General features: G+C 33.5%; 11 protein-coding genes. 7 read left to right on the top strand and 4 right to left on the bottom strand.

The window, feature by feature from the left end; translation table 11 throughout:
• The 5 genes from GKZ88_RS15070 (at window position 1) to GKZ88_RS15050 (ending at window position 5,231) form a co-directional block, all read left to right on the top strand.
• Complete coding sequence (locus GKZ88_RS15070; RefSeq protein ID WP_012022600.1) at window positions 1–327, top strand: nucleotide pyrophosphohydrolase; 327 nt, start codon at window positions 1–3, stop codon at window positions 325–327.
• A gap of 98 nt (window positions 328–425) precedes the next feature.
• Window positions 426–1,655: a 3-phosphoshikimate 1-carboxyvinyltransferase gene (locus tag GKZ88_RS15065; protein ID WP_155103186.1), complete on the top strand. Its 1,230-nt coding sequence runs from the start codon at window positions 426–428 to the stop codon at window positions 1,653–1,655.
• Between the two features lie 395 nt (window positions 1,656–2,050).
• Complete coding sequence (queA, locus tag GKZ88_RS15060) at window positions 2,051–3,100, top strand: tRNA preQ1(34) S-adenosylmethionine ribosyltransferase-isomerase QueA (RefSeq protein ID WP_155103185.1); 1,050 nt, start codon at window positions 2,051–2,053, stop codon at window positions 3,098–3,100.
• A gap of 211 nt (window positions 3,101–3,311) precedes the next feature.
• Entirely contained in the window at window positions 3,312–4,589 is a 1,278-nt protein-coding gene (gene kynU, locus GKZ88_RS15055) for a kynureninase (RefSeq protein ID WP_155103184.1), read from the top strand.
• A gap of 216 nt (window positions 4,590–4,805) precedes the next feature.
• Window positions 4,806–5,231, top strand: coding sequence for a YMGG-like glycine zipper-containing protein (locus GKZ88_RS15050; protein ID WP_155103183.1), 426 nt, complete (start codon window positions 4,806–4,808; stop codon window positions 5,229–5,231).
• Between the two features lie 59 nt (window positions 5,232–5,290).
• On the opposite strand, the gene GKZ88_RS15045 is transcribed toward GKZ88_RS15050, so the two are convergent.
• Window positions 5,291–7,099, bottom strand: a complete 1,809-nt coding sequence (locus GKZ88_RS15045; RefSeq protein WP_155103182.1) for a hypothetical protein — start codon at window positions 7,097–7,099, stop codon at window positions 5,291–5,293.
• Window positions 7,100–7,356: 257 nt separating this feature from the next.
• On the opposite strand from GKZ88_RS15045, the gene GKZ88_RS15040 reads away from it, so the two are divergent.
• Complete coding sequence (locus GKZ88_RS15040; protein WP_155103181.1) at window positions 7,357–7,671, top strand: GIY-YIG nuclease family protein; 315 nt, start codon at window positions 7,357–7,359, stop codon at window positions 7,669–7,671.
• Window positions 7,672–7,769: 98 nt separating this feature from the next.
• On the opposite strand, the gene GKZ88_RS15035 is transcribed toward GKZ88_RS15040, so the two are convergent.
• Window positions 7,770–9,326, bottom strand: coding sequence for a hypothetical protein (locus GKZ88_RS15035; RefSeq protein ID WP_155103180.1), 1,557 nt, complete (start codon window positions 9,324–9,326; stop codon window positions 7,770–7,772).
• A 115-nt stretch (window positions 9,327–9,441) separates the two neighbouring features.
• Here GKZ88_RS15035 and GKZ88_RS15030 point away from each other — a divergent pair, with 115 nt between their 5' ends.
• The gene (locus tag GKZ88_RS15030) at window positions 9,442–11,829 is read left to right on the top strand and encodes a penicillin acylase family protein (RefSeq protein WP_155103179.1); all 2,388 of its coding nucleotides are present in this window, start codon (window positions 9,442–9,444) and stop codon (window positions 11,827–11,829) included.
• A gap of 119 nt (window positions 11,830–11,948) precedes the next feature.
• On the opposite strand, the gene GKZ88_RS15025 is transcribed toward GKZ88_RS15030, so the two are convergent.
• Window positions 11,949–12,395 (bottom strand): hypothetical protein, encoded by a 447-nt coding sequence (locus GKZ88_RS15025; RefSeq protein WP_155103178.1) that lies wholly within the window; start codon window positions 12,393–12,395, stop codon window positions 11,949–11,951.
• Between the two features lie 147 nt (window positions 12,396–12,542).
• Window positions 12,543–13,994 (bottom strand): serine hydrolase domain-containing protein, encoded by a 1,452-nt coding sequence (locus GKZ88_RS15020; protein ID WP_155103177.1) that lies wholly within the window; start codon window positions 13,992–13,994, stop codon window positions 12,543–12,545.
• Window positions 13,995–14,204: the final 210 nt, after the last annotated feature.

Raw genomic sequence — 14,204 nt, 5'->3', positions numbered from 1 at the left:
ATGGATTTGAAAAATGCACAATTAGATGTTGATACCTGGATAAAAGAGCATGGCGTTCGTTATTTTAACGAATTGACTAATATGGCGCAGCTAACAGAAGAAGTTGGCGAAGTTGCCAGAATTATTGCGCGCCGTTACGGAGAACAATCAGAGAAAGAAAGCGATAAAAACAAAGATTTAGGAGAAGAATTAGCCGATGTTGTTTTTGTAGTTTTATGTCTGGCCAATCAAACCGGAATCGATTTACAGGCTGCTTTTGATAAAAAAATGGATTTAAAATCGGTTAGAGATAAAGATCGTCACAAAAACAATGATAAATTGAAATAATTGTGAAATTTCAGCGCGAATTTTGATTTACGGGCGAGGAGTGGTAAATTGCGCGCTTGGATTATGTTACTCATAATTCGCAACTCATAACTAATATCATGAATTTAAAATTAAGCACGAATTCACAATTCACAATTGATAATTCGGAACTAAATATCACCGGTTCAAAAAGCGAAACAAACCGATTATTATTACTAAAAGCTTTGTTTCCAAATATTACTTTAGCTAATACTTCAAATTCTGACGACAGCGAAGTAATGCAGAAAGCATTAATTGGCAATGACGAAATTGTAGACATTCACCACGCGGGAACTGCGATGCGTTTTTTAACCGCTTATTTTGCTGTAAACGAAGGCAGAGAAGTGGTAATGACAGGTTCAAGCAGAATGCAGGAACGTCCAATCAAAATTTTGGTTGATACTTTAAGACAATTGGGAGTTGAGATTTCATACGAAAAAGAAGAAGGTTATCCGCCAATTAGAATCAAAGGAAAAAAAGTAACAGCTTCAAAAGTAAACTTGGCAGCAAATGTAAGCAGTCAATATATTTCGGCACTTTTATTAGTGGCTTCAAAACTGGATAATGGTTTAGAACTTACTTTAGAAGGAGAAATTACTTCAGTTCCTTATATCAAAATGACTTTGGCTTTGCTGAATGATTTGGATATCAAAACCAGTTTCGAAGGAAATGTAATTAAAGTGTTTCCTAAAGAATCTGTAGAATCAAAAGAAATGGTTGTAGAATCTGACTGGAGTTCGGCTTCTTACTTCTTTAGTTTAGTTGCTTTGGCCGATGCTGCGACAATAACTTTAAGCAGTTACAAAGAAAACAGTTTGCAAGGAGATTCAGAGTTAGTTTCTCTTTATGAAAAAATAGGTGTCAAGACTACTTTCCAAGGAAATAAAATGACATTGGAAAAAGTAGCTGGCTTTAATTATCAAGATGTAAATTTTGAATTGAATAATACGCCAGATATTGCACAGACAATTGTAGTGACTTGTTTAGGTTTAGGAATTGGATGTCACCTAACAGGTCTTCATACTTTAAAAATTAAAGAAACCGACAGACTTGAAGCCTTAAGAATTGAACTTACAAAATTAGGCGCAAATATTTCGGTAACTAATGACAGTTTGACTTTAGAGCGTTCTTCAACTATTAATCACGATGTAAAAATCGGAACTTATAATGATCACCGAATGGCAATGGCATTTGCTCCATTAGCAATAAAAGTTCCAATTATTATTGAAGATGCAGGAGTAGTTTCAAAATCATATCCAGATTTTTGGAACGATTTAAAAGCTTTAAATTTCCAAGTTTCAGAATTGTAAAAAATTTTGAAACATATAAGTTATATAAGTTCATTTAAAAATAAAGCTTAAAACATAGCCTCTGGTTTCAACCAGAGGTTTTTTTATGCGTAATTAGACGTAAACCCAGCAAGTTTTTATACCGTCCCGAAGTATCGGGATCCGGACTTTAGGGTTTAAATAGTATGTAAAAACCCAGTTAATATGAACTTATATTTCTTATATGGTTTAAAAACGTTAAAATTAATTTAAATAATGTGCTTTTTATTTATCGTAAAACGGCACTAAATCAAGGACTTTTGAAAATAAACGTCAAAACACTTGACAACGCCTATCTCACAATCGTATATTTGCAAGCGATTTAAAATTTTAGATAAAAAAGTCTAAGATTGATATTTTAAAATCTAACTTCAAATATGAAATTATCACACTTCAATTTCAATTTACCGAAAGAACTTTTGGCTGAATTCCCAGCAGAAAACAGAGATGAATCTCGTTTAATGGTAATTGACCGTAAAAAACAGACAATAGAGCATAAAATGTTTAAAGATGTTATCAATTATTTTGATGACGGAGACGTTTTAATTCTTAACAATACAAAAGTTTTCCCTGCACGTTTGTACGGAAACAAAGAAAAAACGGGAGCAAGAATTGAGGTTTTCTTATTAAGAGAATTAAATTCTGAGCAGCGCCTTTGGGATGTTTTAGTTGATCCAGCTAGAAAAATCCGTATTGGTAATAAACTTTATTTTGGTGACGACGATTCGTTAGTTGCTGAGGTAATTGACAATACAACTTCTCGTGGAAGAACTTTACGTTTCTTATACGATGGTTCTTACGAAGAATTCAGAAATAAATTGACAGAACTTGGAGAAACTCCAATTCCTAAATACATCAACAGAGAAGTTACTGCTGAAGATGCTGAAAGATACCAAACGATCTACGCAAAAGAAGAAGGAGCTGTAGCGGCGCCAACTGCTGGTTTACACTTCTCAAAACACCTTTTGAAAAAATTAGAAATCAAAGGAGTGAACTTTGCTGAGGTAACTTTACACGTAGGTTTAGGAACTTTCAATCCAGTTGAGGTTGAAGATTTATCTAAACATAAAATGGATTCAGAAGAGTTGATCATCAATCAAGAAGCTTGTGATATCGTAAATGAAGCAAAGGCAAAGAAAAAACGTATTTGCGCAGTAGGAACAACTTCTATGCGTGCAATCGAAAGTTCTGTTTCTTCAGCTAATACTTTAAATCCTTACGAAGGATGGACAAATAAATTTATTTTCCCTCCTCACGATTTTAGTATTGCAAACTGTATGATTACAAATTTCCACACGCCAAAATCAACATTGTTAATGATGATTTCTGCCTTCTGTGGTCATGATTTAATGAAAAAAGCATACGACGAAGCGATCAAAGAAGGATACAAATTCTATTCTTACGGAGACGCGATGTTAATATTATAATCTGAGTTTATTTCAGAGATTTCAAAAACCTGTCAGCAATGACGGGTTTTTTTATGGTGTTCAGTGTTCAGATTTTTAGTATTCAGTTTTAGTTTTAAGACCGCTACTGACCACTAAAAATCTGAACACTGAATACTTTAAAAAGCGAAACTTGTTAAATTTATTCGAAATATTTCAAAAGGTGTTATTTTAGCAACCAAAATAAAAAACAATGACTTTTCAAAATACACGCGAATTTGCACGAGAGCTAGATTCGAAAGACGCATTAAATCATTATCAAGATCAGTTTATTTTTCCAAAAGTGAATGATAAACGAGTAATTTACTTTACAGGAAATTCATTAGGATTACAGCCAAAACGTACTAAAGCTTATATCGATGAAGTGATGAGCGACTGGGCAGAACTGGCAGTTGAAGGTCATTTTTATGCAGAGAAACCGTGGTGGGATTATCAGGAAAGATTTTCTGAGCCGTTGAGTAAAATTGTAGGAGCACTTCCGTCAGAAGTTACGGTAATGAATACTTTGACTGTAAATCTCCATTTATTGATGGTTTCTTTTTATCAGCCAAAAGGCAAACGCTATAAAATTATCTGCGAAGAAAAAGCATTTCCGTCAGATCAATATATGTTTCAGAGTCAGGTTCATTTTCATGGATACAAACCAGAAGATGCAATCGTAGAAATTAAACGCCGTGAAGGTGAACACAATATTCGGTTAGAAGATGTTTTAGCAAAAATTGAGGAAGTTGGCGACGAATTGGCTTTGGTTTTAATAGGAGGAGTTAATTATTATACCGGGCAAGTTTTTGATATTAAAACCATAACTGCAGCAGGACAAAAAGCCGGTGCAAAAGTGGGCTGGGATTTAGCGCACGCTGCAGGAAATATCAAATTAGAACTTCACGATTGGAATGTAGATTTCGCCGCTTGGTGCAGTTATAAATATATGAATTCAGGACCTGGAAATGCTTCTGGCTGTTTTGTTCACGAAAGACATCACAACGACCCAAATCTACCACGTTTTGCGGGCTGGTGGGGACACAATAAAGAACGTCGTTTTAAAATGGAACCGACTTTTGATCCCGTTCATGGAGCAGACGGATGGCAGATTAGTAATCTTCCGGTTCTTTCATTAGCACCTTATTTGGCATCTGTAGAAATGTTTGCTGAAGTTGGAATGGATGCTTTAATTGCAAAACGTGATCATATTACTTCTTATCTGGAATTTATTCTGCATGAAATTGACAAAGAAGTGGAAAGTACTTTTGAAATCATTACACCATCAAATCCAGAAGAAAGAGCCTCACAATTGTCTGTTTTTCTGCATGGACAAGGACGAAGCCTGTTTGATTATTTAATGAAAAATGGTGTAATTACAGATTGGCGTGAACCAAACGTTATTCGTCTCGCGCCAGTTCCTTTATATTCTTCTTATGAAGATATGTATGATTTTGGGCAAATTCTGAAAAAAGGAATTTTAGGGAAGTAAAAAAGAATTATATAACAAAGTTCTTGTTTCCCGCAGATTCTGCAGATTTAGCAAATTTTTGGATAAAGTTTCTCAAAGAACAATCCGCTAAATCTGCAGAATCTGCGGGAAAAATTTCAAAATCTTCTAATCTTATAAACTTTATAGAAAATTCTGTAATAAACATTATAGCAGATATTCCGTAATTTGTAGTATATAATTTTAAAAACTACGATCATGAAAGGCTTATATATTTTATTAGCGGCAATACTTCTAACTTCTTGTCAAAATCAAAGCAAAGAAGATTTGAATAAAGCCAAACAAGCCAGTATTGATTCAATGAAAGTTGAAATTAATAAACAACGTGTTATCGACTCAATGAAGACTGAAATGGCGAAGGCAGAAGAGAAACAAAAAGCAGAAGCTCAAAAAGTTGTCGTAGTACATCAAAATGATGGAACAGCAACTGCGGCACCCGCAAAAAAGAAAGGCTGGAGTTCAGCTGCTAAAGGTGCTGTAATTGGTGCCGGTGTAGGAGCAGCGACAGGAGCAATTGTCAGTAAGAAAAAAGGCGAAGGTGCCATAATTGGAGGATTGGCAGGAGCAGGAGTTGGTGCTGGTACAGGCGCAATTATTGACAGCAAGAAGAAAAAGAACGAATAAATTTTAAGCACTATAAATAAAAAAACGCCGATTTAGAATTTCTAAATCGGCGTTTTATTTTATGCTAATTCCAGTGTTGGAATCTGGATCGCATTTAATTCTGATTTATAAAAATCGAATTGGTTTTTAATTTTTTCTTCGTCAGATTTAAAATAGAAAGTTGAAGAAAACAGATTCTGATAATATTCAATTCCTTCTAAAATATTCGCTTTAAAAGAATTCCATTTTTTAAGCTGCATTGCGGTTACTTCTCCAGAAATATTTTCGATTTCATTTCTAAAATAATCGACATACATTTTTAATTCCTTCACAAATAAATTCGGGCGGTCAGTTCTCAAAACCGATTTCCCCTGATAAATATGCTGTACCATTTCTTTCAAAGAAACTTCCTGATCAAAATAAGCCAAATTTGGCCCCGGGCAAATTACAACTCCCTGGTTTTGACCTTTTATTTTGATATCATTTTCGAGATAAGATGCATTTGCCAAACCAACGCATAAGCATGATTTTTCGGTTATTTTGATTTTGCTTTTCTCGAATTCGTCCGAAGATAAAGTATCTTTTTTGCTTTCTAATTCCTCTAGTTTGATATCTTGATATTTTTTTGAAGCGGTACAGATTCCGTGCGGATCATATTCTTTGCTTAATGCTAAGAATTTCTTCGGGCACGAGCTTCCAGCTTTATTCTCATGAATTCTTTTCTGCTTTAAAAATTCATTTGTTGTTCCTTTCAAAGTATTAAATGGAACTCCCAAAGGCGAAATATTGCTCAGATAAAAATCATTTTCTTTGGCATTCATCAATAAATCTCTCGTTTCTTGATCTACAGAAGTAGCTTCAGGAACTAATAAAAAAGGTGAACCCCAGCCAACAGAATCGACTTTGTATTCGTCTAATAAAAATTCATGTTCTTCTGCAGTTCCAACACCTCCTTGAACCGTAATTTTTAGTTCTAAAGGATTTTCTGGGGAAGCTTGATTTTTTAGCTGTAAAGCTTTAATCATTAAATCGTGGGCCGATTGTATCAATTGTTCTTTTTTCTGCTTGAATTCTTCTAAAATCGTGCCCAATAAGAGTCCATCGGTTGCAAAGGCGTGACCACCGCAGTTTAATCCCGATTCGATTCGGTATTCTGAAACCCAAAGTCCTTTTTTAGCCAAAAAATTTCCCTGAATCATCGCCGATCTAAAATCACTTACTTTTAAGATGATTTTCTTTTTCAGTTCGTTATTTTCATTTGGAAAAAAGTCTTTGAAGTTTTCGAAATAACCAAACAATCTTGGATTCATTCCTGCAGAAAGTACAACAGAAGATTCTAGATTACTATTGGCAAAACCTCTTAAAGCAGCGTGAGCATCGTTGAATTCGATTGGAAGCTGTTCATTTTTGACAAAATTATCTTTGTCCAGTTTCGTCATAATATTAACGTCGATTTCGCCAGGAAAAAGATGTGTTTCGATATAGTTTTGAATATTTTCTTTAAAAGCGATTCCATCATCCAATAAATTCTGAAATCCTTTTTTAATGTCAGAAGTATTAGGAAGCATCGACATGAAGTTTTCGAGAGCTGTTTTGCTTTCGGCTAATTCAGTTTTGAAATTTTCGAATTTTTCTTTTACGATTTTGTCCACTAAATTTAGGTAAGAAGTAATTCTTTCGGCACGGTAATCATGAAATTTTTGCGTGATTTCTTCGTAAGGAATGTTGAATTTAGTACTATAAAAGTTACGCATCTTCTCAATTAAGTCATCATCAGCGAGAGCAATAACAGACGAAATTCCGTATTGCGCCACACGAATCGGGCTGTCAATTGTGTACGCTAGCCCCATTACGGGAATATGAAAAGTATGTAAAGGCGATTTTGTCATTTGTCTTCAGATTAAAATAAAGACAAATATTGAAAAAAGGATTTTCCTAAAACCTGATAATTATCAGGTTTGTAAGTTGTTGTGGATGTTTTTTTTCGCCAACGAGCTACCCTCAGTCTTGTCATTCCGAGGAACGAGGAATCTTCGTAAGTTACTCCGCATGCAAAATCATATGAGTTTATTTAATTTGCATAAAAAAGTAAGAATAATCTTTTGTTTTTGTTTTTAGGATTGGAACAAAAAATTAATTTGACAGAATGGAATCATTAGAAGGCTATCATACTTATTATATTTACATTATAACAAACAAGTTTAAAACAGTATTTTATACCGGAGTAACAAATAACTTGAGAGTTCGTTTATATCAGCATAAAGAAAATATTACAGGAGAGAATAAAACTTTTGCTTCAAAATACAATACTGAGTTTTTGTTGTACTATGAAAAGTTTACTTGGATTCAAGAAGCAATTAGTCGTGAAAAAGAGATTAAAGGCTGGACTAGAGATAAGAAAATAGAATTGATTAAAACGATTAATCCAGACTTAGATTTTTTGAATTATATTTTTTCTTAAGATTATTAATTTATTAAGTCGAAATACTTTGTGGAGCTACTTGCGAAGATTCCTCGTTCCTCGGAATGACAAGATTGTGCTGAATAACTTGAGTTAAATCATATCAAAATCTTCTTCAAAGATGCCGCAATGCTTCTCCATAAAAAGTTGTAGAATGATTTTTCCTGAATTCTTTCAATTTCAACATCGGCGGTTTTTGCTTTGTCTCTTGAATCGTTCTTGACCAATAAATTCACAATTGCCGATTTAAGTTTGGCTTCTTTTTCAGGATCTTTCTTTTTGTATAATTTTACTTTTAAATCGTCATAATCCAGAGAAGCATTTCCTTTTGAGACATTATCATTTCCGTAGAAATTAAATCGGTATTTATTAAAAACTCCAGTAAAAGAAGCATTCATATAAGGCTTACTGAATTGCCCCATCGCTTGAACATCAAAATTCGAAATCACGCCTTGAATATGAAAACTGTCATTTTTATCCAAAACGTTAAAACTCCAATCAATATCTAAAGGCGAAGTTTTCATGAAAATGCATTTCACTTTAATTTTGACATCATCCGTTTTTTTCAAACCAAAACCGCTTCGCAGATTGGTTGCCTGCAAATTGAATTTGTCAAAGTTTAAAATTCCGGGGCCTTTTGAAAAATCAATTTCTTCTTCATACACTAATTTCGATTTCAAAACTTGCAATGTGTCGATCTGAAGGGGGAACTTTATATTTCGCAATAAATGATTGTACAAGTATTTTTTGCTCAAATCATCTTTTGGCATTTTTCCGCGATAAATATTGGCGTTAAAATGATTGATTACAAGCGAATTTGCTTTAAAATAAAAACGATCATTTTTAAATCCCCAATCCATTTTTTGAACGTGAGCCGAGTCGAATTTTAAGGTATAAATATCTTTTTCTTTTTCAAGACGTTTCGTGAATTCGCGTCGGTTGAACTGTGGAATATTCGAGAAATTATTGATTTTCAAAAAATTTTTCTCTGTACTAATTTTTCCGATATTGATATGATAAAAGGTACTCGGCCTGTAAAATAAACTATCGCAGACTAAAGCATAGGTTTTATATTGAAAAGGAATTTTCTCTTTTAAAGTAGCATCCGTTATTAAAATTCCTTCTAATTTCAGAATGATTTTTTTAATACTGAAGATTGGTTTTTCAGTATCTAAAGAAACAACATCAATCGATCCGTCATTTAAATAAATATTTGAAACAGCAATAATTTTGCGGAAAGGATCCACAATTTCAGTTTTAATGCTTTTGCTGTTGTTCAGTAATTTTTCTCCTTTTTTGTATAAAATGACGCGTGGTCTATTGATGATGATACTTTCAGCTTGAATAATGTCGCGAAAAGCCAAATCCCAAATATTGAAGTGTTTTATCGTAATCGATTCGATTTTCGAAAAAAGCCCGTTTTTGCTGTCTTTTGGCGCGTTTTTCGGACTTACTAATAATGTCTGTGCTGAGATATTTCGGGAGAAAAGTGAAACTTCAATCTTTTCATAATTAATATTGTAAGCTGTTTTGTTTTTCTCGTTAATAATAATTGGAAGCTGTTTTTTTATCCAGTAATTCAAGCCAACATTGACAAAAATTAAAAGAAAGAAAAGAGAAATTACACCAATTGCTATTTTTTTATAGATAGACATTTATAGTATTGTTTAAATACATAAATTTAGAGTTTTAAAAGAGAGGGATTTTACATTATTCTCTTTTTTGGTTACATCATTTTACAAACCTTATTGTTTATACTTTTTGCAAAATATGAGAAAATTCAAAAAATTTCTGTTGGTTTTAGTATTGCTTATTGTTGTTCTTGCAATCGCTTTATTTGCTTATATTTTTCATTTAAAACCCAAGTATGAAGGGGAATTGCAATTGAAAAATCTTGAAAAAGAAACTACAGTTTATTTTGATGAATTTGGAGTTCCTCATATTTATGCCAATTCTGAAAAAGATGCGATGACAGCGCTTGGCTACGTTCACGCGCAGGAAAGATTATGGCAGATGGAATTGCTTCGCAGAATTGCGCCAGGAAGATTAGCTGAAATCTTCGGATCAGTTGCACTTAAAAATGATAAGTTTTTTGCCGGAATTGGTATTGAAGAGGCATCGGCGAAAGCCATTGCCAAATTGGACAAAAACAGTGAGAGTTATAAATTGACTCAGGCTTATTTGGACGGAATTAATCAATATTTGGAAGAAGGTGTAACGCCAGTTGAATTTACACTTGTTGGAGTTAAAAAGGAAAAATTCACTATAAAAGATGTTTATAATATCTTCGGATATATGTCTTTTAGTTTTGCAATGGCTCAAAAAACGGATCCGTTATTAACCGAAATTCGCAATAAATATGGCGTCGAATATTTGAAAGATTTAGGAATTGAAGGCGAATTCAATACTACACAGCTTAAAAGCTCAAAAGAAAATATTGGAGAATATACCGAAATTTCAAAATCGATTACAGCGTTGTTAGATAAATCGCCAATTCCGCCTTTTATTGGCAGTAATAGCTGGGTTGCTGGACCTCATAAAACAAAAAGCGGAAAAGTGATTTTTGCAAATGATCCACACATTGGGTTTTCACAGCCTGCAACTTGGTACGAAGCGCATATCGTAACTCCAAAACACGAATTGTATGGCTGTTATTTAGCCGGAACTCCGTTTCCGTTATTGGCACACAATCGTGATTATGCTTATGGTTTAACGATGTTTGAAAATGATGATATTGATTTTTATCAGGAAAGAACTCTTGGCGGCGACCCAAATCAATATGAAACTCCGACAGGTTTTGGAAAATACGAAATCAGAAAAAAAACAATTAAAGTAAAAGATACCTCTGATGTCGTATTGACAATAAAGTCAAGCCGACATGGGCCAATTATGAACGACTTTTTAGAGCATCTTGACAGAAAAAAACCAATTGCAATGTCATGGACGTATACGAGAGAACCTATTCAGATTTTAGATGCTGTTTACGGACTGTCGCATGCTAAAAGCAAGGATGATTTTAGAAAAGCAGTTCAGTTAGTAGCCGCGCCGGGATTGAATGTAATGTATGGCGATGCCAAAGGAAATGTGGCTTGGTGGGCAACTGGAAAATTATATAAACATAATAAAGGCGTAAATACCTTTTTAATTTTAGACGGAACAAGCGGAAAAGATGATATTACAGAATATTTAGATTTTTCGAAAAATCCATCTTCAGAAAATCCGAAATGGGGTTACGTTTATTCGGCTAATAATCAGCCGGAAGCGGTAGATGGCTATTTGTATCCAGGTTATTATTTGCCAGAAGACCGTGCCAAAAGAATTTCAAGCTTGATGGATGCCAAATCGGATTGGGATAAAGAAGCAGTCAGCAAAATGATTTATGATAATACATCGCCAATTGCTCCGGGAACGGCCCAAAACTTGATTTCGAGTTTGGATAACAGCAAACTTTCAGCCGAAGAAAAACAAGTTATTGAAGTCTTAAAATCGTGGAAAGGCACAACAAATCTTGAAGATGTTGCACCAACGATTTACAACAAATGGATTTATCTGTATATGAAAAATACTTTTGAAGACGAAATGGGTAAAGACAATTTCGATTTGTTTTTAGGGACACACATTGGGAAACAAGTTATTGCCAGACAAGTAGCTAATGAAAATTCGGTTTGGTGGGATAATATCAAAACAAAAAATGTAAAAGAAACCAGAACCGCTATTGTTTCAAAATCATTTCATGAAGCTGTTGCAGCGCTTCAAAAACAATTAGGAAATACCATTACAGATTGGAATTGGGGTAAAGTTCATACGGTTGAGCACGAACATCCGTTAGGAAAAATTGCTGCTTTGCGAAAACTATTTAATGTTGGTCCGTTTGATTCGCCGGGATCAAATGAAGTGATCAATAATTTATTCTTCGGATTTAACGAAGAAGGAAAATACCACGTAAAAGGCGGACCTTCAACCAGAAGAATTGTCGATTTCTCTGATATCGAAAACAGCTGGAGCATTTTGCCAACTGGACAATCAGGAAATCCATTCAGCAAACATTACCAAGATCAGGCGATAATGTACAATGAAGGCAAATTCAGAAAAATGAAATTGAATAAAGAAGAGATTATAAAAACATCGACGAAATTAATTTTGAAACCTAAAAATTAGTTTCAAGTTTCAGGTTTCAAGTTTTCGGCTTGTACAATCTTTGTCAAAGTTTTAAACTTTGACAAAGATTTTGAGGCTTAAAAAACTTAGAACCTTAGCAACTTAGAATCTTAGTATCTTTACTTAGAAATATACTTTCCTAATACAATATCATTTGCAAAAATATTCAGATTATTAGCAAGTACTTTATTGGCAATCATTACATTTTTAGTTTGGTAAGCAGTGTCTTTTTCGTAAGCTTTTAAAAGTGTTTCTAATTCAACTTCATCATAGAAAGCGAAAGAATTGTAAATCGCATCTCTAAAATTTTTATAGTTGATGCTTTCTGTAATTTCCATTGCTTTTTGTTCGTTCCAGCCTTGTTTGGCAGAAGCCTCATTAATTTTAGACAAACAAAAATCAATTACATAAGTTTTGTAATGAACTGCTTCGACAATTTTGTCAACAATAATTTTGTTTTGCTGTGTAGGCATTGCCGGACGCGGATTATTTTGCGATAAAGATTTAGCAGAAATAAACAGACATAAAAATGCCGTTAGAAAGCGGAACTTTTTTAAATTTTTCATAGGTCGTTTTAGTTGTTTTTGGGTGCGGCTAAAGTAGCATTTTTAAAGATAAATCATAGAATTTGAATGTTAGAAATTGTAACAAAAAAACTCCGATAAAACCAATTTTAAATCGGTCTTATCGGAGTTTTTGAAAATTTAAGCAGTTTATTTTTTCGAAAGTTCTTCTAGTACTTTCTTTCCGCCTTCATTTGTTGGATCAAGTTCAACTGATTTTGTATAATTGACAATCGCTAAGTTTTTGTCTCCATCGGCTAAATAAGCTTCGCCTAAACTGTCGTATGTATTTCCTGATTTCGGAAAAGCTTCAACATTAATTTTGAAAACTTCAATGGCTTCTTTCTTCTTTCCAGATTGTAATAATTGATAACCAACTCTGTTCATATCGCCTTCTTTAATAGCATATGTTGGATCATTTTTTAATTTTTTATACGTTTCTGTTCCCGCAGCAACGCCTTTATTAGTATAAACATCTAATAAATCCAAAGCCAGAGATTTTTTTGGTTGATTAAAAGGCTGATTGTATAAAATCGCACGAATACCATCGGTTATTTCGCCTAAGATAGTACCTCCTGTATTATTCAGTAAAACAACCAGATCTTTATCTGCAGGAATTCTCGAAATATTGGTATTAAAACCATTGATTCCTCCTCCGTGTTCAATTAGTTTTAGTTTTCCTTTATCGCCGTTTGCAACTTCTCTGGTAGACCAGCCATATCCATAAAAACCATCCCATGCTTTGATGTAAGGCTTATATAAAGATTCTATAGATTTTTCCGAAAGCAGTTTTGTAGTATAAAGTGCTTGATCCCAAAGATATAAATCCTCAACAGTTGAATATAAAGAGCCCGCAGCATAAGGAACACTCATATCAATATACGAAGCGTTGCTGATGTTATTGCCATTTTTTTCATAACCTGCGGCTCTGTTTTTTGTAATTAAATCAGAATGGTCATAGCCAGTATTAACCATTTTTAAAGGTGTAAAAATGGTTTCCTGTAAGTTTTGCTCATATGATTTTCCTGTAATTTTTTCGATTATATAGCCCAGCAAAAAATAACCCGAATTGCTGTAATTGAATTTTTCGCCTGGAGTAAATTCCAATGGAAGACTCGAAAATGTTTTTACAAATTCTTCCGGCGTTACGGGATTTCGGCTTTTATCTTTAAGAAAATTTGGCGAAGCGGTAAAATTCGGAATTCCAGATGTGTGCGTCAATAAATTATGAATGGTTATTTTGTCTCCGTTTGCTTTTGGATAATCTGGCAAATAAGTTGTTATTGGAACGTCTAGTTTCAGTTTCCCTTCTTCAGCTAATTTCACAATTAAAAGGGCTGTGAATTGTTTGGTAATTGATCCTAATCTAAATTTTGTATCTGTTTGATTCGGAATATTCCATTCGAAGTTGGCAGAGCCAAAACCTTTCTTGAAGATTACTTTTCCGTTTTCGGCAACTAAAGCCGAGCCGTTAAATTGTCCGTATTCATTGTATTTGGCTAAAAGCTGTTCAATTTGTTTGGCTTTGTTTTGTGCAAAAGTGCTCAGTGAAAAGAGCTGTAAAATGGCGCAAAAAACAATTAGTTTGATTGATTTTTTCATAATGATTGCTGCTTATGGTTTTTGGATTAATAAATGATTCGTTTTTGATTGATGATTGAAACTTCTAACAATTAGATATTCAATTATTTAAATCGAAATTACGATTTTTTTATCTGAATAAATTGAGGTGTTTAAATTGTTAGACGACTGAATTAGCATTTGGTTTCAATAACAATCAAATTTTTTCATTTTATTTTAAATCCAAACGAA

Source organism: Flavobacterium sp. LC2016-01 (genome assembly GCF_009711135.1).
GTDB lineage: Bacteria > Bacteroidota > Bacteroidia > Flavobacteriales > Flavobacteriaceae > Flavobacterium.
This window is presented reverse-complemented; position numbering and strand designations above follow the sequence as displayed.

What these genes read in the sequence shown, in the direction of transcription:
- queA (WP_155103185.1), top strand. Translation starts at nt 2,051, where the DNA reads ATGAAATTATCACACTTCAATTTCAATTTACCGAAAGAACTTTTGGCT.
- GKZ88_RS15030 (WP_155103179.1), top strand. Translation starts at nt 9,442, where the DNA reads ATGAGAAAATTCAAAAAATTTCTGTTGGTTTTAGTATTGCTTATTGTT.
- GKZ88_RS15020 (WP_155103177.1), bottom strand. Translation starts at nt 13,994, where the DNA reads ATGAAAAAATCAATCAAACTAATTGTTTTTTGCGCCATTTTACAGCTC.
- GKZ88_RS15035 (WP_155103180.1), bottom strand. Translation starts at nt 9,326, where the DNA reads ATGTCTATCTATAAAAAAATAGCAATTGGTGTAATTTCTCTTTTCTTT.
- GKZ88_RS15025 (WP_155103178.1), bottom strand. Translation starts at nt 12,395, where the DNA reads ATGAAAAATTTAAAAAAGTTCCGCTTTCTAACGGCATTTTTATGTCTG.
- GKZ88_RS15065 (WP_155103186.1), top strand. Translation starts at nt 426, where the DNA reads ATGAATTTAAAATTAAGCACGAATTCACAATTCACAATTGATAATTCG.
- kynU (WP_155103184.1), top strand. Translation starts at nt 3,312, where the DNA reads ATGACTTTTCAAAATACACGCGAATTTGCACGAGAGCTAGATTCGAAA.
- GKZ88_RS15070 (WP_012022600.1), top strand. Translation starts at nt 1, where the DNA reads ATGGATTTGAAAAATGCACAATTAGATGTTGATACCTGGATAAAAGAG.
- GKZ88_RS15045 (WP_155103182.1), bottom strand. Translation starts at nt 7,099, where the DNA reads ATGACAAAATCGCCTTTACATACTTTTCATATTCCCGTAATGGGGCTA.
- GKZ88_RS15040 (WP_155103181.1), top strand. Translation starts at nt 7,357, where the DNA reads ATGGAATCATTAGAAGGCTATCATACTTATTATATTTACATTATAACA.
- GKZ88_RS15050 (WP_155103183.1), top strand. Translation starts at nt 4,806, where the DNA reads ATGAAAGGCTTATATATTTTATTAGCGGCAATACTTCTAACTTCTTGT.